Annotated in this window: 22 protein-coding genes, 1 pseudogene and 2 CRISPR repeat arrays; of the genes and pseudogenes, 8 read left to right on the forward strand and 15 right to left on the reverse strand. The window is 40.9% G+C overall.

What is annotated here, in order from left to right; translation table 11 throughout:
• Window positions 1–44: 44 nt before the first annotated feature.
• The 9 genes from F7734_RS11630 to F7734_RS11670 form a co-directional block, all read right to left on the reverse strand.
• Window positions 45–434, reverse strand: a complete 390-nt coding sequence (locus F7734_RS11630; protein ID WP_155744797.1) for a hypothetical protein — start codon at window positions 432–434, stop codon at window positions 45–47.
• A gap of 2 nt (window positions 435–436) precedes the next feature.
• The gene (locus F7734_RS11635) at window positions 437–1,342 is read right to left on the reverse strand and encodes an RAMP superfamily CRISPR-associated protein (RefSeq protein ID WP_155744798.1); all 906 of its coding nucleotides are present in this window, start codon (window positions 1,340–1,342) and stop codon (window positions 437–439) included.
• Window positions 1,343–1,345: 3 nt separating this feature from the next.
• Window positions 1,346–2,539, reverse strand: coding sequence for a type III-B CRISPR module-associated Cmr3 family protein (locus F7734_RS11640; RefSeq protein ID WP_243146824.1), 1,194 nt, complete (start codon window positions 2,537–2,539; stop codon window positions 1,346–1,348).
• Between the two features lie 115 nt (window positions 2,540–2,654).
• On the reverse strand, window positions 2,655–6,023 hold the full coding sequence (cas10, locus tag F7734_RS11645; protein WP_155744799.1) for a type III-B CRISPR-associated protein Cas10/Cmr2: 3,369 nt from the start codon (window positions 6,021–6,023) through the stop codon (window positions 2,655–2,657).
• A gap of 525 nt (window positions 6,024–6,548) precedes the next feature.
• Window positions 6,549–7,298: direct repeats of the CRISPR family, unit length 35 nt; unit sequence CTTTGAACTTCTTCGGAAGTTGAACTAATGGAAAC.
• A gap of 200 nt (window positions 7,299–7,498) precedes the next feature.
• Entirely contained in the window at window positions 7,499–7,660 is a 162-nt protein-coding gene (locus tag F7734_RS11650; RefSeq protein WP_155744800.1) for a hypothetical protein, read from the reverse strand.
• Complete coding sequence (locus tag F7734_RS11655; protein ID WP_155744801.1) at window positions 7,657–7,815, reverse strand: hypothetical protein; 159 nt, start codon at window positions 7,813–7,815, stop codon at window positions 7,657–7,659. Before F7734_RS11655 ends, F7734_RS11650 begins: the two co-directional genes overlap by 4 nt.
• A gap of 145 nt (window positions 7,816–7,960) precedes the next feature.
• Window positions 7,961–8,191 carry a CopG family transcriptional regulator gene (locus F7734_RS11660; RefSeq protein WP_155744802.1) on the reverse strand — a complete coding sequence of 77 codons (231 nt, stop codon included), beginning with the start codon at window positions 8,189–8,191 and terminating at the stop codon, window positions 7,961–7,963.
• A 160-nt stretch (window positions 8,192–8,351) separates the two neighbouring features.
• Window positions 8,352–9,296, reverse strand: a complete 945-nt coding sequence (locus F7734_RS11665; protein ID WP_155744803.1) for a cytosolic protein — start codon at window positions 9,294–9,296, stop codon at window positions 8,352–8,354.
• A gap of 546 nt (window positions 9,297–9,842) precedes the next feature.
• Window positions 9,843–13,418 (reverse strand): hypothetical protein, encoded by a 3,576-nt coding sequence (locus tag F7734_RS11670; RefSeq protein ID WP_155744804.1) that lies wholly within the window; start codon window positions 13,416–13,418, stop codon window positions 9,843–9,845.
• A gap of 191 nt (window positions 13,419–13,609) precedes the next feature.
• Between F7734_RS11670 and F7734_RS11675 the strand changes: the two genes are divergently transcribed.
• Complete coding sequence (locus F7734_RS11675) at window positions 13,610–14,497, forward strand: reverse transcriptase domain-containing protein (protein ID WP_347566171.1); 888 nt, start codon at window positions 13,610–13,612, stop codon at window positions 14,495–14,497.
• Here the strand turns inward: F7734_RS11675 and F7734_RS11680 are convergent.
• Window positions 14,494–16,209, reverse strand: a complete 1,716-nt coding sequence (locus F7734_RS11680) for a hypothetical protein (protein WP_155744805.1) — start codon at window positions 16,207–16,209, stop codon at window positions 14,494–14,496. The two genes, F7734_RS11675 and F7734_RS11680, sit on opposite strands and share 4 nt — an antisense overlap.
• 78 nt (window positions 16,210–16,287) lie before the next feature.
• Window positions 16,288–16,886: pseudogene (locus F7734_RS11685) on the reverse strand (IS607 family transposase).
• Between the two features lie 193 nt (window positions 16,887–17,079).
• On the opposite strand from F7734_RS11685, the gene cas1 reads away from it, so the two are divergent.
• The 4 genes from cas1 to F7734_RS11705 all read left to right on the forward strand — a co-directional run bounded on the left by cas1 (window position 17,080) and on the right by F7734_RS11705 (window position 19,615).
• Window positions 17,080–18,084: a CRISPR-associated endonuclease Cas1 gene (gene cas1 / locus F7734_RS11690; RefSeq protein ID WP_155744806.1), complete on the forward strand. Its 1,005-nt coding sequence runs from the start codon at window positions 17,080–17,082 to the stop codon at window positions 18,082–18,084.
• 280 nt (window positions 18,085–18,364) lie between these two features.
• Window positions 18,365–18,759: direct repeats of the CRISPR family, unit length 35 nt; unit sequence CTTTGAACTTCTTCGGAAGTCGAACTAATGGAAAC.
• 39 nt (window positions 18,760–18,798) lie between these two features.
• The gene (locus tag F7734_RS11695; RefSeq protein ID WP_347566172.1) at window positions 18,799–19,050 is read left to right on the forward strand and encodes a DUF3987 domain-containing protein; all 252 of its coding nucleotides are present in this window, start codon (window positions 18,799–18,801) and stop codon (window positions 19,048–19,050) included.
• Window positions 19,051–19,169: 119 nt separating this feature from the next.
• Entirely contained in the window at window positions 19,170–19,367 is a 198-nt protein-coding gene (locus tag F7734_RS11700; RefSeq protein WP_166481856.1) for a type II toxin-antitoxin system HicA family toxin, read from the forward strand.
• A gap of 17 nt (window positions 19,368–19,384) precedes the next feature.
• Window positions 19,385–19,615 carry a type II toxin-antitoxin system HicB family antitoxin gene (locus tag F7734_RS11705; protein WP_155744807.1) on the forward strand — a complete coding sequence of 77 codons (231 nt, stop codon included), beginning with the start codon at window positions 19,385–19,387 and terminating at the stop codon, window positions 19,613–19,615.
• 189 nt (window positions 19,616–19,804) lie between these two features.
• Here the strand turns inward: F7734_RS11705 and F7734_RS11710 are convergent, their stop codons facing one another.
• Window positions 19,805–20,011: a type II toxin-antitoxin system HicB family antitoxin gene (locus F7734_RS11710; protein ID WP_155744808.1), complete on the reverse strand. Its 207-nt coding sequence runs from the start codon at window positions 20,009–20,011 to the stop codon at window positions 19,805–19,807.
• Between the two features lie 76 nt (window positions 20,012–20,087).
• The gene (locus F7734_RS11715; protein WP_347566173.1) at window positions 20,088–20,402 is read right to left on the reverse strand and encodes a DUF3303 family protein; all 315 of its coding nucleotides are present in this window, start codon (window positions 20,400–20,402) and stop codon (window positions 20,088–20,090) included.
• A gap of 6 nt (window positions 20,403–20,408) precedes the next feature.
• Here F7734_RS11715 and F7734_RS11720 point away from each other — a divergent pair, with 6 nt between their 5' ends.
• The 3 genes from F7734_RS11720 to F7734_RS11730 all read left to right on the forward strand — a co-directional run bounded on the left by F7734_RS11720 (window position 20,409) and on the right by F7734_RS11730 (window position 23,430).
• Window positions 20,409–20,600, forward strand: coding sequence for a hypothetical protein (locus F7734_RS11720; protein WP_155744809.1), 192 nt, complete (start codon window positions 20,409–20,411; stop codon window positions 20,598–20,600).
• Window positions 20,601–20,949: 349 nt separating this feature from the next.
• Window positions 20,950–22,176 carry a serine hydrolase gene (locus tag F7734_RS11725; RefSeq protein ID WP_155744810.1) on the forward strand — a complete coding sequence of 409 codons (1,227 nt, stop codon included), beginning with the start codon at window positions 20,950–20,952 and terminating at the stop codon, window positions 22,174–22,176.
• Window positions 22,177–22,185: 9 nt separating this feature from the next.
• Window positions 22,186–23,430, forward strand: coding sequence for a hypothetical protein (locus F7734_RS11730; RefSeq protein WP_155744811.1), 1,245 nt, complete (start codon window positions 22,186–22,188; stop codon window positions 23,428–23,430).
• Window positions 23,431–23,727: 297 nt separating this feature from the next.
• Here F7734_RS11730 and F7734_RS11735 read toward each other — a convergent pair whose 3' ends face one another.
• Together F7734_RS11735 and F7734_RS11740 are read right to left on the reverse strand one after the other, a co-directional pair.
• Window positions 23,728–24,828, reverse strand: coding sequence for a serine hydrolase domain-containing protein (locus tag F7734_RS11735; protein ID WP_155744812.1), 1,101 nt, complete (start codon window positions 24,826–24,828; stop codon window positions 23,728–23,730).
• 13 nt (window positions 24,829–24,841) lie between these two features.
• Window positions 24,842–25,624 (reverse strand): SDR family NAD(P)-dependent oxidoreductase, encoded by a 783-nt coding sequence (locus F7734_RS11740; RefSeq protein WP_017742082.1) that lies wholly within the window; start codon window positions 25,622–25,624, stop codon window positions 24,842–24,844.
• Window positions 25,625–25,838 lie beyond the last annotated feature (214 nt).

A 25,838-nucleotide genomic window follows, 5' to 3' on the forward strand; every position in this document is an offset into this window, starting at 1 on the left:
AAGTTAAAAGCAGCAAATAAACCGTAAGAATTCTTGCAAATAGCTTATACAGAATAAGCTCGCGCCCAGAAATTCCAATAGTTAGATAGCATCATGACTTTGCGCCAAGTTGCTATATATTTCTCTGGTTCTTCTTTTGCCATGTTGACGATCGCTTCACGTAATTCCTTTTCAGAAGGTGGATTTTGGGAATCGAGCAGTTGACCGAGCAGCGATTTCCACACGGGAACAGTACGCGATCGCACTCTTCCTTCTTGAGCATTTGTTTGGTTGACATAGGCTGCGGCTGAAAGCAATCCAAAAACTCGCAAATGCTGAGATAGCCTTAAAATAGCGTTCAAGTCTTCTTTGTCAATTGCTTTTTTTGCGCTGATGCTCAGGTATGTTTGAATATGTTGGTGAGCGGTAAGGCTCATTTGTTCTGGATTGACCATGACTAACTCTCCACCTGCGTAAGTTGATTTGGTTGTTCTGTAGGTAAAGTTTTATTTGTCACCCAGCCTTGCACCCAACCACGTCCGATGTTGGCTTGTCCTCCAATTTGGAATAGCCCTGTTACAACATCTTTTAATAAATTATGTTCTGGTTCGGTGACTGGATTAAGTTTGTTTAATTTGTAACCCCAAGAGTAGTAGAGAATAGTATCTCTGGGAATGCAAACATCAGTCCAGAAAATTTCTGCACCGCCTTCAGAATCGTCTTCCTCTTCTTCACCAACTTTGTTAATTTTATTGCGAATTTGTGTCCACAAGGAATGCTCCATCAAGGTTTGAAAATCACTATCAGGGAGGACAATACGGTTCTTCTCCCATGTTGACTTAACTGCACTAGAAAGCGATGGCGTCCAATCCCCAGCTAAGGCGATCGCTTGCTGTTGAAGTTCTGTCTCAGGTTTAGAAACTTGCAATTGAGCATCGGCGACATAATAAGTACCCGTGTGAGTTCCTACAGGATTGTCAGGAAACCCGGTTACTGGTAATCTAGATAGCAATGCATGGTCGCGAATTAGCGAATGGCAACTTACCCAAGTGAATACATTTCGATTACCATTCATTGACATTGTTCGCATCGGAACCCATAGCAAACGAGCATCACCAAACCAAACTTGATGAATCCCCATTTGTCCATCTGCGCTCAATTCTTTGCCAAATAATTTATCTGCGGCGGCTGGGTTAATAGAGTTTACATCCCAGCGCAGGCTACCTCTTAGGGAAGAACCGGGAATGTATGGAAAATCGGTGTGTACTTCGCGGACAATATCTAAGATATTTCCTAAATCTCCTTCGCCACCACAATGAATTGGCGCAAGCGTGTAAAGATATCCAGTACGAAAATCATTCATTGATTAAGTTCCTTGTCCCCACAAAAGTTTTCCATAATTAAGCTGTTGAAAAGTTTTCCACCACCGCCCATCTTTTTCGGGTAATAACTGCGGGTTTGTAGGTGGTTCACCGTCAAAGACGTACACTGTCCCAGGCGGTACAAACGCCCGTTGCGGTAGCAGTGCAAACTCCTCCCTTGTTGTCTTGTCCTCCATATCTTTACGCATTGTTGAGACTCCACCCCACAGTAAAGCTTTGTCTGTAGCGCATCCTTTTAGGTGTTGCTTCCAAGCTTTGGGATAGCAGCTATATCTTGTTTCGTCAAACAGTGCTAGTCCTGGGGTAAGAAGGTAAGCAATTGTCGATAATTTTTGTGGACTATTCGGATTTGCTAACCTCTCAAGCAGGGTTGCATAGAATTTTTGGCGCTTTTCATAGTCTTTGTTGCTTTCTTCTTGTAATTGCTTGGGTTCTAAGTTCTGCAATGGCGAGACTAACGCCCGGTGTCCCTCTCCTCCCAACCGCACAACGCCTTCTGGAATTTCATCACCACTCAAAGCTGCAATAAAACACCATTCTTCTTCAAGACGAACTGCGACTTCGGTAAAGTAGCCATCAGCATCTTTAACTTGTCGCTTATCAGTTTGCATATGGATGTGAGGTAAAACTTGTGTGTCCCAGGGATTCTTGTGAAAGTCATCTTTCCGCCAATTAGTGCTATCTTTTCTACCGCCAAGGTAATCAAATAATGCTTCAGCTTTTATCCAAGGGTGAGGCGGATTGATATTCCCTTTCCATGTTTTATTTAGAACGAGAGGGTCGATTTGTTCTTCATCAAATACTAAGTGCTTCCAAGTCTTACATTGACGGTCAAGGGGTTGCAGGCGTTGAATTTCGCTCCAGTTATCAGTGGCGCTTTTGCGGTCTTCCCCAGGGGGATACAAGCATATTAAATCTTTGGGTGTGGGTAACCAAAGGGTATGGTTGATATCTAATAAAAAGGGACCAAGAAATCTCAAATCGCGTTGGGTTCGTTGGTCTTTACTGTCGGTTTTTGGTAGAAGCGATCGCAACGCCTGAAAGACTGTTATTGGCATTGGTGGGAATAATCCTTTCGCCCATGAACCTTCTCCTGGGCTAAAAGGTTTGCAATCGCGAAAAAGTAGTACATCTAATGGGGTTATTTTATACCATTTCATGAGAATGTCATTTGTCATTGGTCATTTGTAAAAGTTTTAGCGTATTGATACCAATTCTCTGTAACAATGAGATTGATATAATTTGATGTACCTTTGCGTCTTTGCGCCTTTGCGTGAGGTAGATCGTAATTGTTTAACTTGACATAATGTGAGTGTCTAATTTTTCCTTCCATTTGTGACGTTCTACTCGCTTATCGACCCAAAAAGCGGTAAATCTCAGGAGTTTGCCTAAATCTTCAGGCTTTGCGCCTATAGCTTCAGGATTTCCTCTCGCCCATTCTTCCCATCGATCTAGCCATTTTTTGATGTCTGAAAAAATATCCAGTTTCTTGCTGTTTTCCCGACTTTCCATAATGACTTTGGCTGCTTTAGAGAACAGTTGGTCATTCTCTGTGATAGAAGCACGTTTGGGTAATTCTTCGGCTAAGCGATACAGCAAGGGCGCAAGATTTTCTTGGTATTCTTTGTATTCCTTCACCCAGTCCCACCATGTCTCCAGTAATTCTCCTTTCATGAGTGCTTCTAACTGGTTACCACCTCCATATATGACTCGGAAGCAAATACCATCTTTACCAGGCATTTTTTTCGCCCTCCCTGCTTCTGCTTCCCAAAGGTTTTCGAGGACGGTGGGTAGGGGAACGCTTTTATGAGCAATGACTACACCAGCACTCATGGTCGCATCTTTTCCCATGGTGAAGTGGGGACGTTTCGGTAGTTCTTTTACTTGTTGACCTGGATACCAGTAACCTGTTGTTTTACCTTCTCCTATTTGGCTGTTTGGCTCGGAACAAACCCCATTGCGGTTGTTTTCAAACTCGTTCTTGGGGTCTTTTCCTCCACTCCAAGCAGCACGTAATGATAATAGATATTCTGGTAAATCTTCTACAGGTAAGACTACCATTACGTCATCGCCACCACTGTAAATAACACGACCGCAAAATCGCTTTTCTGTTATGTAAGGAACCAAGCGATTGGAGAAGTCTAGTAGGGCGCGGTTTAAGCCAACATGGGTGGCTGGTCCCATGCGTTTATGAGTACAAGCGAGTAGTTGAGCGAACAAGCTCCTGTCAAAACCTTCGATGTCTTTATTAACAGCATTGATGTCAACATAATACCTGTATTTTTTGAGTTTTTTGCCAGAGACATAGTCACCCATTCCATCTCCATCAGCCAGAAGAATGACCCACCAATCGGCTGGACTGCTATCACCAAAACCTGTTTGTTGATGGGCTTTTTGAACAATTTCTCGTAAAATGCTAACCTGTTTCTGATTGTTTTGGTCTCGGGATGAATCTGTATTACTGCTTGCAGTGGTGCGTTCTTGTTCTTGCAAGCCCATGTCATCAATGAGCCATTTACTAGAAAACATCACCCCGTTGTAACCGCCTTTGAGGTTAGGAAATTTCTGCTGAATTGCGTTATCTGTATTCGGAACGTGGAAGGGACGGCTGGTTTTAGCATAAAAGGCGCGTCGCTGCTCCGGTGAAAACTGATTTTTGTGTTGTTGAAAAAGTTTATATAAATTACTCCTGTAAGCTTTCACCAAATTCGGATATTCCCGTGCAAAAGCAGCTGCGGCGATGGAACTCAGGTTAGGAAATCGGATTAACTGTTCGTAATCAATGATTTTGGTGAATTCGTTCGAGTTTTGGTTGCTAGTTTCTGGCTCTTCCTCCAATTCGGAAGCCACTTCATCAGGTAGCAACTCTTCGCTAAGTTGGAAAGGAATTCCCAAAGATTCTGCTACACCTCCATACACCCAAGCCATCCGCTTGGTGAGTTCTAGTGCATTGAGTTTCTCAGAACCATTAAATAAACCCGGATACGCTTTGGACATGACGAACCAAAATAAGCGCATCGAACCTGCTTTTACACCGCTACCCTCCCGCAAATCTCGTATTTGTCCTTCGGGAGATTCTCTGACTTGATAATTCAAGCGAGGGTGAACAGCACTCAATTGACCTGATATTGTAGAACGTTCGCCGGGAGCAGTTGCAATTTGCCAGTTACGGGTATACTTAACATTAGTTAAGCAATGACGTAAGCGTTGCTGGATGCTACCCCACCAGGTTCCAACGTTTAGATCTGTATAAAGTTTTTTTTCAAATTGGTTGGGTAAATCGATAAGGAACTCGCGTAAAAATAAAATACCAGCCAGACAATCTGAATTAACGAGAAAAGTCCAAAATCGGATTGGTACATTATTAAACCGTAAGTCCCAAAGCGGTCGAGCTATTTCAGTTTGGGAATCAATCCAATCTTTATCAAAGGAACTATTGTTTCCCTTATTAATGGTTAATGCTTGTTCTGGGTTTCCTAGCGGTATGGCTGTCCAGTAAGGTTCCCAAGTGTGATTGAGTTGGGCTTCCCAAAGCTTGTTCCATTCCCAACAGCATTGTCGCCTTAGAAGTTGCAGTTCTTGTCGGTAAATGTCAAGAGCGGTGGGTGTATTTTTAAGTTCGGGGAAGGCTTCGTTCAGTATTGTTTCTAATTTTTCTGGGGTTTGATTATCTAAAAAATCTATGACTTTTTTTCTAATGTGGTTTTTGACTTTCGTACCTATCGTGACCCATTCTTCAGTGAGTGTTTTAGAGAGACGTTTTCCCCATTCCCTCGCTTCTTCTTCTCCTGAAACTAAAACGGTAATTGCGTTGGGGAAACCTGCTGTGCTTAAGCTGGTAGATATTTTTTCTTTAAACCTCTCTACTGGATTTTTCCCATCGTGGAGACGTGCGAGATCGGATGCAAAATCAGGATACTTTTGCACAATGAATGCGTCGATAATTTCTTGGCTCCAGAGGGAGGGTACGATCGCAGCATCTGGTCCAAGGTGTTCGGCGATAAGCCAGCACAACCGGGTGCTGAGGTAGTGCAATAGGTACGAACCCGCCCAAAAATCAAGGAATTTCCGTGAGGATTTGATGAAATCCTGCACTGGTGAAAAGGTAAAGACTAATAGATAAGGAATTCGATGTTGTTCGTATTGTTCTTTGTTCTCCCTAGATTCAGGAATTTGCCAAGATTCGGGAAACATCGCACCAGTCAATGCTGATACTGTACTTTGGTGGCTGTGTAGCGGACAGTCGGGTATGACTGTATGTGCGGGGAAGAGTAATGCATCGTGTTGCGCTTCTGCTAGTAGTTCTGGGTAAAATCTCCAAAACCACCAAAAAACTTTTTTAGCGTCTGGTTCTTCTTTGATATGACTAATATTCGGCTGTTTTTTTAGATCTAACACCGCAATCTGTTGCTTTTGAGCACTGATCGGATGACGAACAGTCACTTGTTCTGCGGTTTGACTCCGTTCTAGATGCAATAGGTTAACGCGATCGGAGGAAGAGCCAATATCTTGTGCTAGCACACTCCCTTTGAGATCCCACCATTCCTTAAGTCTAGATAAGTCACTTTCGAGACATTTTACTTGAGAGAATAAGTCTTGTCTCCATTCCCGCACTTCTGGTGATTGTAGTAGTGCATATAACTTACGCTGGTAGAAATTCATATAGCTAGAGTATAGAGTTATAAAGTCTAAAGCAGTTAAATAAGCGGTGTTTCAAGGCGTGTGTTATTTTACAGATGTATCTAAGTGAAATTTTGGTGTATTAATTAAGTAATTCTCTAGCAACAGAACTTATTCCGGAAAAATACTGAGATAATAATCATTGTTGAAAATTATATGTTACTGTTGTATGAAAATGGCAGTGAGCAAGCGCTTTTGAGGGAGTGGGTGTAGTGCGATAAGTTGGATAGGGCTTGCGCTTCACGAACGCGTGCGTATGTATGGCACTCTTTATTAATAAGATAAAATTATAATTTTTATATTATTGATAAGCATCTGAGGGGGTCAGCCAATGCCTGAAACCCGCATTCTTTCGTTGCTCCCCTCAGATAACTTGCAGAATAAGGGTTTGAAGGTGGTAGGTTATGAGTTTATTGAGAATTATTACTAATAATTTGGTTACAAACTTGACCCCCTCAGATAATGGGGTGTATAATTCGGTCAGGGCAAAGCTTTCAAAAGTCTAGCCTTTGAACTTCTTCGGAAGTTGAACTAATGGAAACGGGGTCTTCCTTAGGATCCACTCGAGAGAAGTAATCTTTGAACTTCTTCGGAAGTTGAACTAATGGAAACGTGTATTGGCATCAACAGATAAGTTGAGCCCAACACTTTGAACTTCTTCGGAAGTTGAACTAATGGAAACACTGGCCTTTCTTGCCAGTGTAAAGGACTTTCAATTCTTTGAACTTCTTCGGAAGTTGAACTAATGGAAACTCTGCTTGTGTAACTGAGGAGTCAGAACCTTCAACAAAATCTTTGAACTTCTTCGGAAGTTGAACTAATGGAAACAAATTTGTCACGTGACCTACCACCTTCTCGATAGGAAGCTTTGAACTTCTTCGGAAGTTGAACTAATGGAAACTAGGCACTTCCTCCGGTACGTTGCCGGATTAAAGCTTTGAACTTCTTCGGAAGTTGAACTAATGGAAACTTCTGACGAGCTATGGCTTGTTATTAATGCGTTAAAATCTTTGAACTTCTTCGGAAGTTGAACTAATGGAAACCGTTTTAACGCCTGTTTTGGTACCCGCTTTATTAACTTTGAACTTCTTCGGAAGTTGAACTAATGGAAACTGTAATATCAAGTCCCATTTACTGGAAACTACGCTATCTTTGAACTTCTTCGGAAGTTGAACTAATGGAAACGATAGTTCTCCATTGCCAGCGTATTGCTGGTACAGAGCTTTGAACATCTTCGGAAGTTGGACACTCTAGACTTTGCTTGATAAATTTTTTGAAAAACGCTATTGCTTCTGTCAGGAGCGTGAAAATGCTGAGCAAGGACGCCTACAATAGGTGCTGTATAGCGACTCCCTTCCCACCATAAGATTACCGATCTTCTCTTCTTTCTTCGTGTACTTTGCGTCTTTGCGGTTCATTTAATTAGGTAATCTTTGAGTGGGATAGTAACTCGACTATCAAACATATTCCGACGTTTTAATTCCCAAAGTTTCCATTAGTACAGTTAGCGAAATCCCACGAATACCAGACAACTCTGTCAAAGATTCTATACCTTGTGCTTGCAGTTTTTCTACTTGTTCAGGTAGCTGCAATAAGTTTTGATGCTCATTGACTATCAAAATCTCTGCTTGACAGTTAGCGAATAAAGTTCTGCTATTGTAATTGAAGAAACTAGTAGAGATTCAGTTAAACTTTCTAAATATTGGATAGCTTGAGGTTGTCCGCGCAAATAATCAATTAAAACATCGGTATGGATTAATAATCTTTTTGGCATACTAATTGTCTAAGTACTTATGGATAAATATTTATATATTTTGTCAAGCAGCTAAAATCGCTGTAATCCAGCACTGTTGCCTGTTTTCCGTTCAGAGTTCCTTCTCCCGATTAAATAATTTATTTTGCATGACTACTTATTTCTATCAGAAACGATCCCATTCTTGTCTGATATCTCTACTGTTTAAATATTCCCTATCTGCCCAAATACCTCGTGCTTTATGCATTAAATCACGACGTTTTTTTTGTTGATTCTCGCTAACAAATATCTCTATGGCTTCATAAATCAATTCATTCACGGATTTACCAGTACGTTGAGAAATTTCGCCAAGTGCATTTTGGATTTGTTCGGAGAGAGAAAGTTGAGTCTCTAGCATATGCAAAATTTATGTTTTTTCATGCAACTCCTCTACTGTACTTACTGATTCTACAGCTTTGAGATCCAATCTACCTCCCCATGAGCTTCTGGGAAAAAGAATAAGTATGGTGCGTTCAGCTTTGCGCTTTGCACCATACTACGCTCGTAACTACCAACTATCAGTTGTGAGTTTGATAAATTTGACGCAACTCCTCTAGTGTACTGACTGATTCCAAAGCTTTGAGAATTGTTTGTAATAAACTCACGTCTTGGATTACTTCGATTTCTGGTAATAAAGTTTGACCAGATCCACCAAATTTTAGTTTCAAACCTAAGGATATACCTTCAAGTAGTCCCTCCTGTTTACCTTTTTTAATCCCCAATCGTTCGACACTCGTAATATACGGCATACTTTTAGACTCCTCAAAATTCCGAAATTCCTGCCAAAATTCTTGCTCTAATTCTTCAGGGAGGCTCATAATCCAATCGATTAACTTGAATAAGTTAATAATATCTTCCCGACTGAAGCCCAACTCATATAGTCGTTTAGTCAATTCTAGCTTCGACTCAAGCCTTTTTGTGCGATCGCTACGGGTTTGTAGAGCTTTTAAGTGGGTCATCACTACCACTGCAAAGGGATTGCGGCTGGCTTCTAGCTCTGACCACCTCGATCGATAGTCTAACAATTTTACTATCGGAAATCTAAAACCAACTTCACAACCAAATAACTGATAACCAAATTGATTGGGTCGCCAATTACTGCGTTCATCTCCTAAAACCGCCAACGAAGCCACCGAGCGCTTGTAACAGTCATAGATGCGGTAGTTATAGATAAACATCCGTTGAGCAAAGTCGCTTTCTTCTTGGCTTTGGACTTCAATGTGTACAAGTACCCAAACTTCTTTTCCTGTTTTCAGGTAAATTTTCACCAGTTTATCCGCCAATCGCCGCCCCAGTTTTGCATCCCGCATCACTTGCTGCAGTTCTTTGTCTAAGAACTCTGGTGCGTGCGTCCAATCCACCTCCTCATGAGCTTGGGGGAAAAAGAAGCGCATGAAGTCTTCAAAATATATTTGTAGTATGTCTTTCCAAGGACTATCAAATTCTGTTTGCGGGTTGCTCATTTTTAACTCTTATCACCATCTTTACAGAAATCTTCTGTATGTAGAGTTACATAGAAATAGTTCAATAAAATACCTTGAGACAGCCTCCGAGCAAATTGGTCACGTATGATACCAATTGAGTGACAAATATTGAACTAGATGGTATACTATATCGACTTTTGAGGAGTGCGCTCTCGTGAGTGTGTATGAAAATCCACGTAGGTGGACTTCGTTTGTATAGTCGCGAATTATATTCGCCGGAGTTAAATTTCTCACTCTTACCTCTGTGTCCTCTGCGCCTCTGCGGTTTAAAAATAATTTATTGAACCGCAGAGACGCACCAGAGAGCAGAGAAAAAATTTTCAATGACAAATTACAGCAGATTTCAACTTAGTGAGGTACGAAAATTACCCCCCTTAGTCCCCCCTTGGAAAGGGGGGAAATTGAATTTCTAGTTCCCTCCCCTTTCCAAGGGGAGGGTTAGGGTGGGGTAAATCTAACTTGTGTACACCACCGTAGCTTGCTAAGGGGGGTGTACCTCATTCAGATGCAAAGCGCTGTATTTTATCACCCTTCTCTTTCTCTGATAATGAGATTCTTGACTTCTTGAGGAATCCTCTCATTGTTTAGCATTTCATCCAGTAAAGGTGAATATTGTCCTTGTGTGTATAAAATTGCTACGGTAACCGCAGAAATATTTGCACTGGGTAAAACATCAGTTTCTGTCACACAATCTTCTCGAACTATACAAGCCAGAAAATCAGGGTCAAACTTAGTCAATTTCTCAAGTAAACCAATAAGAAATCCATTATTTACCTTGATAACATTTGTACAACGCAGCAAATTCCTAGTACACAAGCCTAACTGCACACTAAGATGAGAATATTCTAAATTAGCAATATTTTTTAATGCTATAAACGCAGAATTAGCAATTCCGTTATGAATTGTTTTTTCTTGTTTGGAGCTAACCAGGCGATTTGTAAAATTAAAAATAAATTCCGCTAACTCATCTGTAATAGACTTAGTGCGTTCAATCCATGCGATCGCTAAACTATAAAACGGTTGTACAAGTTCTGGAGCATTTTCATCTTTCAAAATTTGACAAATTTCCAAAATATCAGATTCTGTCGTCTCTCCACCCGATTCTACAACTTGAATTAATGCTTTCAAGCAGTTTTGGCGTACTCCTAAAATCTTAGTCTTAGCAATAGTAGAGATAAAGTCCAGTGCTTTAAATTCATGCTTTTGTTCTACAAGCTGGAGGACAGCTTTACCAGCATCTAATGCGATTTCACGGCTATCATCCAGACACAAACCAAAAAGGGATGCGATCGCCGCTCTAGATTGTACATTTTCTACCTGCTGCTTGTACAATCTGACTAATGCTAGTCTGGATTCTTTAGACTTCTTGTTTGAAATAAGATAAGACTCTAGCAATGGAGGAATATTATGCAATCGTTTGATGACTAAGTTTAACTGTTGCGGAGCGAGATGGGGAAAGCTTTGTTCTAAGAGTTCTTCCACTGATGGTTTTAACTGAACTTCTAAAGAAGATAAATAATCTATAATTGGGATAACTTCTGTAGGATAAATATTGGCTATTGGCAGAATCCAGTTTGCCAATTTTAAGGTTAATTCTTCTGAGATAGACTTGCCATTCTGGGCTTGATTTGTAATTCTAGCTATTAAGGAGAATATAAGAGATAGTTGATTCTGACTTATAGAAACAATTGGTAAAGCAAGTAAACTCAATGCAATAGAATTTCCTCCACCATGATTGATAGCTTCACTGAGGGCGATGAGACAACGACGAAGTTTCTCTTTTTCACTTTCAGGAACATTTTCTTGCAATAACTCATGGATTAATATCTTGACTAATTCCCGATCTGTTACCGCTCGATAACCGACTGCGGTTGCTTGAACTAAATCCCAACCAGAAGCTAAGGATGCATTGAGTGCTTCTAGAAAGGAAGAGCCAAAGACTGAAGTTTTTAATGGAATTAAACTGGGTAGCAAATGTTCTAATAACTCAATGGCTTTTTCTTTCTCACTTTCTTGCTCCGTTATTCGCCGTTGAATGATATGAAAGAGAAATTCCTGCTGTAATTCAATGGGAACACCAGGAGTCAGATACAGTTGAATCACTACCGCACGAGTGTAACTCCCAAACCAAAAATAATGCTCTTTCAGAGAATTCAATACCCGAACATCTATTCCGTGTCCCCAAGTTTTCGGTGTCTTCGAGTAAGAAGTCACCAATTTACCAAAGATATTAACAGAATTTTGTTCTCGTTCGCGCTTGGATGCAGCTTGGCGATCGCTCACAGCCAAGATTGCTTGTTCCACAGGATTTTCTGTGGAAATTTTCATGCGAGTCAGTAACTCCCCGGCGATATCTGCTGCTTTAGAGGCTGATGTCATTCCGGCTTTGTTCATGATTTCTAAAAGCAGCGTCCACACGTTTTGAATATGGCGGTTAGGTGCGCTAGAAGCAGCAACAAGCAGTATATCTTGGTAAGCTTCACCCTGCTGAAGAGCGTTTTGCAGTAGTTGCAACAGGATGTTGGAACTCTCTACTTCAGTGCGGGAAACCGATGCAAAAGCAACTGTACGAAATGGTAAAAGTTTTTCTTTCTCCAAGGTGTCAGCAATGCGGTAAAATTCAGCAAAGTTGACAAGGTTGAGCAGTTGACGGACAACAGGCCATATATAGTGTTTTATGTAGGCGTTTTCAGGTTGCGTCAATTGGTTCAATAGATGATGTTTCTCTTGCTCTCCCTTGGGAGTTGACTCAAACCAGCGAGCGATCGCATACTCTAAAAAGGTTTGGTGAAAGAAACTTACCCTATCCGCACCCAACTCTTGTAAAATTCCATCGCTTTGAAGTTCCTCATAAGCCAGAAATTCCGTTTCATTGAGTTGCAGTTGATTTTCATAAACAAAATCACGCAGACGTTCGTCAGAAGAATTGTACATAGCTTCTGCGATCGCCAAGCAGAGATTTTTTTTCACCATTCCAATACGGCGGCTGTCTGGGTGTTGTTTGCGGCTTGTCGCAATTCGCATATCCCAGTACTTTTGATAGAGTTGACTCACAGTCAAGTCTTCTGGAACGTTACCATCTTCGCCAAATAACTTGCACATCAAGGCGAGTAACAACGGATTGCGAGTGATATCTGCTAGAGATTTATTATCTGTAGAGAGTGCGATAATTTTTTCCGCAAAGTTTATCGAAACTTCTGGTGTCTCAACGCCAAACTCCTTTTGATAAAAGGCTTTCGCCGCTTCTTTAACTTCATCATTGTTAAACTCAGGGATGAGACATCGCTCTATACTATCGGTAAAACCTGCAAAGCTTTCGTGATGGGGTTCAAAGAAATCTCTATAATCAGACTCGCGACAAGTAAAGACAACAGTCGTCCCGTTCTCCAATAACTGCAACAAAACACTGCGTAGCACTGGGACTAATTTCTTCTCCAAAATTAAATCCAAAGTATCAATCAGCAGTACGCCTCTACCATGCTGAGCGGTTAACCTGTGAGCTATTTTTACAATAGATTCCCGAACACCGCTGATTTTTTCACCAAGTTCAACAGCAAAAGTGTCAACAGTCTCAATCAGATCGCTACACCGTACCAAAGCCACCCAAGCAGTTTCCTCTTTCTCCAGCTCGTCGTAAATACTACCAAGAATCGTACTTTTACCATATCCAGCTGCACCCAGGATGGGGATAACGCGGCGTTTGTTTTCCTTCACTCCCCGTTGAATGGCTGTTACACATTTTTGTAATAAAGGTTCGCGGGGAATCCGAGGTAGAATATATGGGTCAAGACCTGCTCTAGCAAGTTGTGAATGGTGTTTGACAGCTGCAAGTTCGGATGAGATCTCCCCTTCTTTTCCACTCTCCTCCTCTTTATCAGCAGGTAATGGCGCGGCGATGTCTTGCCAATCTAAATCCAGTCTTTCACAAATTGTGGCAAATATGTAGCGGTCAACGGGCTTACTGTTGAAGAATTTATTTATAGTAGACCATGATGTCCCCAGTTCTTGAACTAAAGCTGATTGCGTCAGTTTGCGGCGCGTGAGAGCAAGTCTGGCTCGTTTGATACCTTCTGACGATGCGATAAGGGAACGCTTTGCCATAAACTTACCCAAAATCTGCTTGCTCTTTTTAAGTCATATACGAACTCATATAAATCAGTCAACAACTCATATACGAACTCATATACGCACCTGCAATGATAAATATATAAGGTTTTTTCCTTAGTCCCCAGGCGGGTGTAAGCCAAGTACCTGGGTTGCTATTCTTGTCACTTTTTACTTTTTACCCAATTATGTTCACTCTAGAACATCTACTTTTTGCATGGTCTCAAGTCCGTGCGGGAAGTCGTAATGCTGGTGTGGATGGCATTACTGTAGACTTGTTTGCTGCATCTGTCAATTCCGAGTTGCAGGTGATTCTCCGTCAAGTCCTACTTGAATCATACCACGCCAGCCCCGCACAAGGATTTTATGTATCCAAAAAAAACGGTGGTAAACGTTTGATTGGTATTCCTACCGTTCGGGACAGAATCGTGCAGCGTCTGCTACTTGAAGAACTGTATTTTCCCCTAGAAGATGCTTTTCTTGACTGTAGTTACGCCTATCGTCCCGGAAGGAATATTCAACAGGCGGTACAGCATTTATATTCCTACTACAAGTTCCAACCAAAGTGGATTATCAAAGCTGACATCGCGGACTTTTTTGACAATCTCTGTTGGGCGTTGTTGTTCGGTGCATTGGAGGAATTACAGCTAGAACTAATTGTAGTGCAATTAATAGAAGGACAACTGAGATCGGGAATTGTCATTGCGGGAAAACCCGTGTATCCAGGTAAGGGAGTGTTACAAGGCGGTGTCCTTTCTGGAGCGTTAGCCAATTTATACCTGACTGAATTTGATAAAAAATGTCTCAGTTACGGAATTAATTTGGTGCGGTACGGAGATGATTTTGCGATCGCCTGTAGCAGTTGGTTGGAAGCTAACCGCACATTGGACAAAGTCACAGATTGGCTCGGAGAACTTTATTTATATCTCCAGCCAGAGAAAACACAAATTTTTGCTCCAAGCGATGAGTTTACTTTCCTGGGTTATCGATTTGTCAAGGGCGAAGTTTACGCACCGCCACCACGACAAGTTGAACGGGAAGGGGAATGGGTAACAAACGAATCTGGTTACCGCTAATTTAAATCTAGAGAAATCTGAGTAAATGAATTTTTTGTACATCTACGAGGTTTTCTAGACCTAGACACAGCAACGGTTACTGCATCATTTCCCCTTGGATTTACACCAAGCTCGAATAGCTCCAGTTGAACTGGATTGAGCAAAAGTCCGTCCCCACCTATAGAATAAGTAGAGTGACGATTGCTCGTAACCACTCGTGTCCTGTTAAGACGGGCATTAAAATATTGGTGTCTCGGAACTAACTTAAGGTTCTTTGACAATTTACTCCACTGCGACCAAACGTGCTTTCCAATTGGATAGGCGGACTTGGAATGAAGTAAATGATGTTGTTTGGGCAATCGTTCGGAAAATCTTCTGGCGCGACGTGCGATCGTAAATGCTGCCGATGATGCTGAATTCATACCATACATAGACATGAACTTGAGCATCCCAATTTTACTACTAAAAGCAGGATTTACTTTCTTATGATAAATCCCGTATTTTGAGCAAGCACTATCCAAAGCTTCATTCCATTGGGAATAAGCAAATGATGAAAGCATTCTGGCATATTTTTTCCCTTTCTCCTTAAGTTGTCTCTTTTTCGCGGAGAAGTCTAGTTGTTCTGATGCTATGGGAAAGTTGTATTGCTGTGCTTTCAATGCGACAAAAGTGGCTGCATCGCAGAGAATCGCTTCTCTCTGGTTAGAAGTTTTGGAATGCAAATCCAACTTGTAGTCGCCATATTCGAGTAAGTTGCCGCTATCGTCACAGACAGCCCATCCAATCGAATCGGCGTTGAGGTCAATACCAACATAACCAGACAAATACTCAGACGTAATTTCTGGAAGATTAGTATCCGTTGTGGCGGCAACGTACCAACAATTATCTTTCCAATAGAATCGCAACGTGACGGCACTACATCCAATCGCCCATTTCTCAGTCCCGTCTTTAGTTTTTACCTTGTAGCAACGCTCTGAGATGGATTCAACCAGATCGTGTTTGCCATGCTTGAAATTCAACCCATCAATGCGAATGTAGTCACCACCCAATCTTTCTTCTAGTGCATAGGGAGTGCGGATAGATAGTACGAATTGATCCGTCTTTTCAATGTAATCGAATTGCGCTAGTTGGTTGCCTGATGACTCATCCTTGCTACCCACCAATACAAAACTATTGGCGATATCTGGTAGCGTGTACTTTGGTGATTTGGACTTCAAATGAGCCAATTGTGATTCAAGTACATACAATCGTCGTTTCTTTTGATGCAAACCAAATTTCGCGTCTTGGAGTTGCGTTGTTTCACGTGGCTTGGCGTAAACGCTACACGCCTTTTTGATTTTGGTTTTACTAGTTTTAAATCCTTTTTTTGCAGAATTTTTCTGATTGGTTAATTTCTTTTCTTGCTTGGCGAATTCTTTAATTTGCTTAGAGCGCTTTTTGATATCAGATTTTATGGACTTAAGCTGACCTTCTAAAACTTTAATGTGATTGGCTCTGTTTTTATTGACATTAGTGACAATTCCTTGTACTTCACTGTATATGGAACTGCTGTATCGTTTATTTATATTAAATTTGGCTTGTAATTCCTTATTGCAATCAAGTTTGCTTTTTCCAGCTAAAATCATGGACAAACAATAATGGCGGGCAGAATCCATTAAATTGGAAATAGCAAATAACTCTCCCCAATGCCAAAAGTTTATTTGGTCTGTATAGGTTTTGGTTGATTCTGCCACACTAACATCCTCTTTGTGCGCGTCTATAAATCATACCACAGATATAGGGAGATTTGGCAAGGTCAACACCAGATTTTTTTAAATATCTTGCAAAGATATCTCGTGCAGTTCTTTCATGAGTTTGAGATTTTTTCGGCTACGGGAACCATAAAGACGCGCCGAAAAAACTGTGATAATCTCCAACACGTCTGTAGCTAAGTCTTGCTCAAAGGTTGTTTCTGTTGGCTGCCAATCGTATCGTCACTTTAGTTCCAAACTGTTCGCATAGTGAAAATACAAGGTACTCCCAAATCTTAACAGCCTATCCTTATGAGTAATCACTAGTTCCGCTACCAATCCTTGAGTTATCAAAGTGATAACACGAGTTAATCCCTTCTTTTTATAGTTGAGTCCCCGAACCAAATCTTTAATAAGTTCGGCATTGGTTGTAGAGATTGTAGAACTTGACACTGACGTTCTAGATCCTCTTTTTGGTCGTGAGAGCTTACTCGTGAATAAAGAATAGTTATTCTAGATTTTTGGTTGGGCTGAACAAGAAACTGTTCAATAGGATATCGCCTATGTCCTCCATCTGTCGTGATAAACTCCAATTTTCCTGAGTTTGTCCAGTCTCTGACAGTTTCTACTCTTACCCCTTTGAGTTTTGCCACCTCTCCAATCGCTAAGTACTTTTTCATTTTCTATAGATTTTAATTTGCCTTCTATAGAATTATACAACTTTCTCAAGATTTTTGATTAACTGCCTCAAACCCTTACTTCCGTCCCAAAGAACGCAAACTCAAGTTTGAATCTCGTCCCCCAAAGGCTTGCGATATTAGCAAACCCAGCAATTTACCCAAAGCACCAATCTCTCACATTTGGCAGGATTCTATGTCTACATTATACGTCACCGACCAAGGCGCTTACTTGAGCATACAAAATCAGCAGTTTCAAGTTTTTTATCAACGAGAGTTGCGGATAAAAGTTCCCGTAAACCGTGTCAGCAACATTGTTTTGTTTGGTTGTTGTAATGTATCCCATGGAGCTGTTTCTTGTGCATTACAGCGACGGATTCCAATTATGTACCTATCGCAAAGAGGGCGTTATTTTGGTAGACTGCAAACAGAAGGCAATGCAAAAGTTGAATACTTAATGCGTCAGGTACTCTGTTCGCAAGACTCTGAGTTTACCAGAAAACAAGCAGAGAATATTGTCTCAGCAAAATTGCATAATTCCCGCGCCTTACTTCTCAAATTAAACCGTCGTCGTCCTTCAAAAATAGCAGCATCTGCGATCGACTTAATTGCCGATTTGATGGATAATTTAGTGCAAGCTGACTCAATGGATGCGTTACGGGGATATGAAGGGAAAGCAGCCACCTTATACTTTCAAGCTTTAGGTTCTTTATTTACAGGAGCATTTTCTTTTGATAAGCGTACAAAACGTCCGCCAACAGACCCCATTAACAGTTTATTGAGTTTGGGATATACATTATTGAGTCAAAACGTCTTCTCATTTATCCAAGCAGTAGGTTTACACACTCACTTTGGTAATCTTCACGTACCCCGCGACAACCATCCAGCCTTAGTCAGCGATTTGATGGAAGAATTTCGAGCGCAGTTAGTCGATTCGCTAGTAGCTTATTTGATTAACTCCAACATTTTTACAATAGAAGAGTTTACGCCACCCGACGAAAAAAATGGAGTCTACCTCCAACCGCATTCGCTCAAAAAATTTCTCAAACATTGGGAAGAAAAATTACAATCAGAGATAACCCACCCCCATACAGGAAATCAAGTAAATTTCCGGAGATGTTTGGAATTACAGGTACGGGAGTATGTCGCTTGTTTGATGGGTGAAGTTGAGATGTATCGACCAATGATTTGGAAGTTATAATTTTGGGTAGGTTGGGTTGAGGAACGAAACCCAACACTCTGAGTAATGCATTAGCACAGCTTATCAAAATATTCTCATTGATAAGCATCTGAGGGGGTCAAGCAATGGCTGAAAGCCTCATTCTATCGTTGACCCCCTCAGATAACTTGCTGAATAAGGGTTTGAAGGTGATTGGTTATGAGTTTATTGAGAAGAATTGCTAATAATTTGGCTGAAAACTTGACCCCCTCAGATAATGGGGTTTATAATTCAGTCAGGGTAAGGCTTTCACAAGTCTAGCCTTTGAACTTCTTCGGAAGTCGAACTAATGGAAACTCTAGAAGAGAATTGTTTTGAACTTGTAGAGAAAAGCTTTGAACTTCTTCGGAAGTCGAACTAATGGAAACACATGACTTCTTACTGATCAACTCAAGGCATTTTTTTCTTTGAACTTCTTCGGAAGTCGAACTAATGGAAACAAACAACTATGTCTCGTTCTTCAGCAGGAGTAGAACTTTGAACTTCTTCGGAAGTCGAACTAATGGAAACGACAGCGCAGTTAACAGCACTATGGGTGCCAGAATCATCTTTGAACTTCTTCGGAAGTCGAACTAATGGAAACCGTAATATTCACCGGTATTAAACTTTAGGAGTACTGCATCTTTGAACTTCTTCGGAAGTCGAACTCAATACTGCTTGATTAAGAGAAAATAGGGGGGGAAATATCACATAGAAGTGGTTGAATACAATAAGTTGCAGACAGCACGTAAAAACAACAAGCAGAATAGCGGCTCACCTGAAGAGTTGCCAACTTCCCCAGTCCGCCAGCGCTACTTGACTAAGGACATTATGCTAGAGACGTTACAGCGGATTCATAGCGAAAACCCACGGGGACTGCTGTATTACCGAGATGAACTAGCAGGGTTATTCAAAACTCGCGATCGGTATCGCGGTGGCTTAGGGGTTGGTTCAATACTTGTCGGTTAAACCTTTTTTCTCCCCTGCACAAAGGTTCATCTACTGCATTCGGTGCTTGTCTCAATGGAAAATCTTCAAGATACCTTGCAGTATTGGGTAAGAATATAATTTGAGTATATGCAAAAAAAATCAGAGAACTAAAAAGCCTGTTACTACAAGCAGGATTTACATATAAACCAGGGAAAGGTAGTCACACTAACTGGTTTCATCCTTTACTATTAGGTAGAGTTAATCGATCGGGCAAAGATGGAGACGATGCCAGATCTTATCAGGAAAAAGATGTTAAGAATGCAATTGCAAGGGTAGAAATAATTAGAAAAGCTTAACAGGAGGAAGAACAAGAATGAATTCTCACTACACGATAGTCATTCAATGGTCTAATGAAGATAACTGTTATGTCGTTAGTTTTCCCGAATGGGGAGAGTTCTGCCATACTCATGGAGATACCTACTCTGAAGCGCTGAAAAACGCTCAAGAAGTTCTAGAAATGTTAATTGAAACATCTATAGAAATCGGTGAACCTTTGCCAGAACCAAAAACTCTAGAGCAATCTTTCCAAGTCCAAGTCGCCTAAAATAGGTCGAACTAATAGAAACCAGGAAGCACAGACCGTAGGGGCGCAAGGCATTGCGCCCCTACAATGTGTCTATTTGTTTCTTGGATGAGCGATCGCTTCGGCGCAAGCTGAAAGAGCGCTTATCGCTCTCACCATCCTAGCTGTAGCGTGTTATAGTCCGATATACAAGGAATTATGACGGAAAAATTATGTAGGTGAAGCGATCGGTAGTGGTTGATTCTCTTCAGTCAGCATCTCAACAAAAGCCTCTATGACTTCCTGACCATTTTTAGCCGCTTCCTCATAAGTTCTACCATGGGTATGAAATTGCTGCCAGGGAAACTCAGGCAAATGTACTAAGAAAAGTTGATCCTCCTGCGACCATTGAATGACCATGCTGTAGCGATCGCCCATGCTTCTGGTTCCTCTTTTTCCTTATTTTGTGCTTTTTCCATCTCTTCCAGCTTTTTCAGCACTCGGAGAATATTTATCAAAGCATAGGTGTAATTATCTCCAGAGTTTCTTTTGATGAAACAACGGGTATGATATCAAATTCTCCCAAGTCTTGCCACTCCAGCACCCACTGCTGTAAAAGGCGTAAATCATCACATTCCATTAATTGGAAACATCGGTTAAAGTTAACCTCAACCCAACTATCGATATACTTTAAGCCCTCTGGCATCATCCGCCCTTTTTCTAAGTATCGACGATAAATTTCTTTAGCCTTACCCTCTCCAAATCGCTCGACTACCATAAATAACATACCGTCTTCTTCCTTGATACATCTCAACTGATATTTAATCACCTCATTATGACTTTAAGTCTTAGTAGCGAACAAACTCTTTACTTACTACTGCTCATTCATTGGTTTGTCGGTGGTATGGCTGCAGTACTTGCTTGGTATAAAGGTCGATCTTTGAGACTGTGGCTGTTTTTAGGTTTGACTTGCGGTATTGCTGCTTTCCTTGTAGCACTCGTGATGAAGCCAAAACAATCGGTGTGAACCTCAGTACGATCGCAGAGCCTTGCGCCCCTATCCCTAGCCCTGTCAAGGTGGATAAAAACTTTGGAAAATTAATAGCCCTCTCATTTATTCCCTCTGCGTACTCTGCGTCTCGGCGGTTAAATAATTGACTTTTGAACCGCAGAGGCGCAGAGGGCGCAGAGGAGAAAGATGAGGAATTGCTACTTAGTTCTCTACCTCCTAACCACAACCTATTGACTTGACGATGTATCTCTGGTACATTACGCCGTATTCTATTAAACAAGTGATAAACAATTGAATAACAAAGCAATCGTGCTTAGCTAAGGTTTCTTCACAAGAAACCCCAAAGTTGTGCATTGCAAAAGATATGAAAAAATTAAATTCTGCAATAGTCTTACTGATAATTTTAGGCTTATCAGCAAGCATCCGATTGACTAAATCTCTCACAAAAGGCTCAGCACATTCTTCTGTTACGCAACCATTCCATTCACAAATCTTAAAACCCTCTGTTGAACCTCAAGTCGTTCCCGTTCATGCATCTATCAAAACATCCGATCGCAAAACTGTTAAACCGCATCCCACTCCTTCTGAGTTACCGGATTGGGCTATTGCTCGATCGCTGCCTTTTCCCTCCCGTCAAGCAGGGCAAGAAGATTCAGAAGTGCATTACAATCTCAAAACCCCTCCCAATTTCAAATATAGCCCAAAATTACAAAAAATTGTTAATGAAGCTGTCAATGTTGCTGTTGAGCAAGATTTGCCCAGACAGTATATATCGATAACTTTAATAGATGCAAAAACTGGCGAAACGGCGGGATACACACAAGATACCCCCAGGTATCCTGCTAGTGTCATCAAAATGTTTTGGATGGTTTTGTTGTACGCACAACTGGAACATAATATCTGGGAAAGTGAAGATGACTTTACTCCCTACCTGAGCAAAATGATTAAGGAATCTGATAACGAAGCAGCCAGCTTAATTGTTGACTTAATCACAAGTACCCGTTCTAGCCCAACATTAAAGGAAGAAAAATTTAAACCATGGAAATACAAACGACAGCAACTCAACCGATTTTTTCAAGAAGCTGGTTACAAAAATATTAACATTATTCAAAAAACCTTTCCCATCTACCATATCAATTTTTTAGAACCAAAAGGAAGCGAATCTCAATTACTGGGCGATCCAATTCGCAATTGGAATAAAATAACCACAAGACACGCTGCTAGATTGATTTACGAAATTTGTTACGCCAAGCAAGCTGTTTCTCAACAAGCCAGTTATAAAATGTGTGAATGGCTCAAAAGAGACTTAAACCCGAAAGTTTGGAAAAAAACCATAGATTCAGGTTTTAATCCTATATGGAGCTTTTTTGGAGAAGGATTATCTAACACTGATGCTCAGCTTTATTCTAAAGCAGGCTGGACATCTATTGCACGGGCGGAAACAGCAATGGTTGATACAGGGAAAAAAGGAACAACTTACATTTTGGTTGTTTTCTCTGGAACTTCAGCATATGCTGACGATGTTCAAATTTTTCCAAAAATTTCTCGTCTTGTTTATAAACGCATGATTTCTCGTAGTTCAAAAAAGTAATTGATAATTATGAAAAACAATCCAAATTTTCAAGCTTTATTATCTATTGTTTGCCTTTTTTCTGGAGGTATTATTTTACTACGTGGCTGTCATTTTGCCAATAACTATGAGAGTGCAAATGTCACAATTCAACCTGCTAACAATCAACAGTTAGTTAATTCTACTTCAAAAACCAAAGCTTCTCCAAAAAGAGTCAATCCAAAAGCTGCGATGGAAGTTCAGCCAAAATTGGATGAAGCCAAAGCTGAATATTTAACCAATACAGCAAAATTTCTGGCTGGTATACAAGTCGAGAATAGCCCGCTTGCAAAGTTTCAACAAAGTGATACCTGGCGATCGCATCAACAATTTTTTAACAATGCTTGGACAAAGTTGGAAGTACGACAGTTAGAAAAAGTAAGAAATTGGTCGCAACAAGAACTCAATCAAATTAATGCTACCTCTCCATCTCTATTTTATCCCTTTAGCGGCCCTGATTTTTTATATGCTTATTCCTTATTTCCAAAGAGCGAGAAATACGTGCTGGTTGGTTTAGAGCCAGTAGGCATTCTTCCCAATCTGTCAAATCTTTCAGAAAGTCAGCGAAATCTGAAATTGCAGGAAGTGAGAAGTTCTCTTTACGCAATCCTACAATTTAGCTTTTTTATGACTAATGATATGAAGGTAGATTTAAGAAACCAAGGAGTGTTACCTATTTTGTATGTGTTTCTAGCACGTACTCAAAATCGCATTATCAATTTCCAGTATATCGGATTAGATAAAAATGCCGATATCCAACAATATAAAAAAGGGATGATTCCTGGAGTAAAAATTGATTTTGTCGCCAAAGGAGAAGAGCGATCGCGTACTTTATATTACTTTTCCAATGACTTATCCAACTATGGTTTGGAAAGAAAACCAGAATTTAGCCGATTCATCACAAATTTAGGAAAAAAGGTTACTTATTTAAAAGCTGCTTCGTATTTAATGTACAATGGAGGATTCTCTAATATGAGAGAGCAAATTTTAGCTGAAAGCAGTCATATCTTGCAAGATGATTCTGGTATGCCTCTCACTGCTTTTAATCGTTCTAAATGGAATTTAAAGTTTTACGGTTCATATATCAGTCCCATTGGTTTGTTTGCCAATCGCTATCAACCAAGTTTGAGAAAAATCTATCGAAATAATAAGAGTATTGAGCCTCTAGATTTTGGGATTGGCTATAAGTATGAAGCGACTAATTCAAATTTGATGTTGGCTGAGGTTATGAATTAGGCTCAAGGTTTTGTGACTGGAGGCGGAGCCAATACTTGTCGGTTAAGCCGTTTTTTCCTCCCCTCACAAAGGTGCAACCCCTGCATCCCCTGCTTGTCTCCCGCGACAATTTCCTTAACCGAGCAGTATTGGAGGCGGAGCCTCCTACAAGTCATTCCCAGGCTCCGCCTGGGAACGAGAGGGAATGAGGGGTGAATTGAAAAATCTTATCATTACATTCGCCTAAAACTTTTCTAACTATGTACGGGCGCAAGGCGTCGCGCCCCTACTAACAACTAACCACCAACCACTAACAAACTAATAATCTATCATTGAGAAGTTGAAGGCTGGGTGTTTTCCACCGATTGCTTGGGAAACAATTTTTGGGCAGATTTTTAAACCATTTTGACTGTTGGTAAAAATGACAATTCCCGTTTTTAATTCCCTAGAAGCAATGGTGAAACTTTTAAAGGTACCGAGATCGCCCCAATGCCAAAAAAATTTGTTACCTTCTAGTCTTTCTAATCCCCAACCTAACCCCCAATCTAAAAACTGATTGATTTTAATCTGCGATCGCAACATCTCTTCCAAGCTATCTTGTGTCAGTATGGGGCTATCAACTTTACCAGAACCCATCATAGCTATGAGGAATTTGGCATAGTCAGTAGCAGTAGTACGTAAACTCCCTGCTGCACTTCCCCGTTTTGGTTGACTCATGGGTATTGGTTTGCCTTTGCGATCGTGTCCGTCACTTGCTATGCTTTGGTATGCAGTTCGCCACACGAGGCTACTACTGTTCATTTCCAAAGGAGCTAAAATTTGTTGGCGCAAATACTCATCTATAGGCTGTTGAGTAATGTCTTGTACGACTTTTTGTAAGTAGAGATACCCTTCCCCTGAATAACTAAATTTTGTACCGGGAGGAAATTTAATGCTCAGAGGGTTGTTACCACTCCAATTGGGAAAACCACTTGTATGAGATAATACCTTACGAATATTAATGAGTTGAATTCTCGCATCGGAAATATAGGGTTTAGCAGTATATTTTGAGAGAGGAGCATCTAGATCGAGCTTTCCCTGTTCCACCAATTTCAACACGGCATAAGCAAATAAAGGCTTATTTAAGGAAGCAGCAGCAAATATAGTATTATCACCGACGGGTTTTTTAGTGTATCTATTTCTGACGCCAAAACCACGAGTCCAAAACAATTCTCCATTTTGAATAATAGCCAGCCCCAAACCAGGAATTAACTCAGCTTCCATGAGTGCGGGAACTTGGGCTTCTAAATGAGCAATGATTTTATCTGCACAGAAAACAGAACGGTTGCGGTATAGGCTAACCAGACTAAAAGCAGAAAGACTAACGAAAGCCTTTCTGCTGTGGTTGAGAAATTGTCTTCGAGAGAAAACCTTCGGCATTGAGAATTGTTTGCTAAGCTTTCAGCAATGATTCTCCCCCATCAATCCAAACTTCGGTACCGGTAATATGACTCGAAGCATCAGAGGCTAAGAAAAAGGCTAACTGTGCTACCTGTTCTGAGGTTCCTGGCTTACCATCAGTTAAAGGAATCTTGCCTTCAGGAAACTCCACAGGTTCTTGAATGTGTTCTAAATCCCTTCTTTGAGTGTTCTCTTCAATATTAGTTTCAATTGCTCCAGGGCAAATGACATTGACGCGAATGCGATGCTTGGCAAGTTCCAACGCAACCATTTTTGTAAAAGCCACTTGTGCAGCTTTTGAGCAAGAATACGCAGTTGCACCCGTGTTGCTAAAGATGCGCGTACCGTTGACAGATGAGGTAATGATGACAGAACCGCCCTGCTTTTTCAAGTAAGGCACGGCATACTTAACTGTCAGGAATGTTCCTTTCAGGTTGACGTTGATAGTCTTATCCCATTCTTCAGGAGACAATTCTTCAATAGATGCCCATACACCATTAATGCCAGCGTTAGCAAACACAATATCCAATCTTCCCCACTTATCAACAAGTTCCTGCGTGACTTGTTGCATTTGTTCTGGATTTGAAATATCGGCAACTAAAGGTATTGCTTCACCGTTGTTCTTTTGAATTTCCGCAACAGTTTCTTCGAGTTCTTCCTTTGTGCGTCCCAATGCGCCAACTTTAGCACCAGACGAAGCAAATAACTTTGCAGCTGCCTTAGCGATACCTGAACCAGCCCCTGTAATCAGAGCGACTCTACCTGCTAGTTGCATAAATATTTTTATTTTTATTACAACAGCTGTGTAACATGAAAAACACTATTTATTCATACTGCTAATGGTAGAAAGCCTTTCTCTATCAATTTACATAGGTAATTACTGTCATTAGCCATTAGCCATTAGCCATACGCCATAAGCCATTAGCCATTTGTCTCCCTTGGCCCCCTTGTCTCCCTTGTCTCCCTTGTTCCCCTTGTCCCCCTTGTCC

Source organism: Scytonema sp. UIC 10036 (assembly GCF_009725235.1).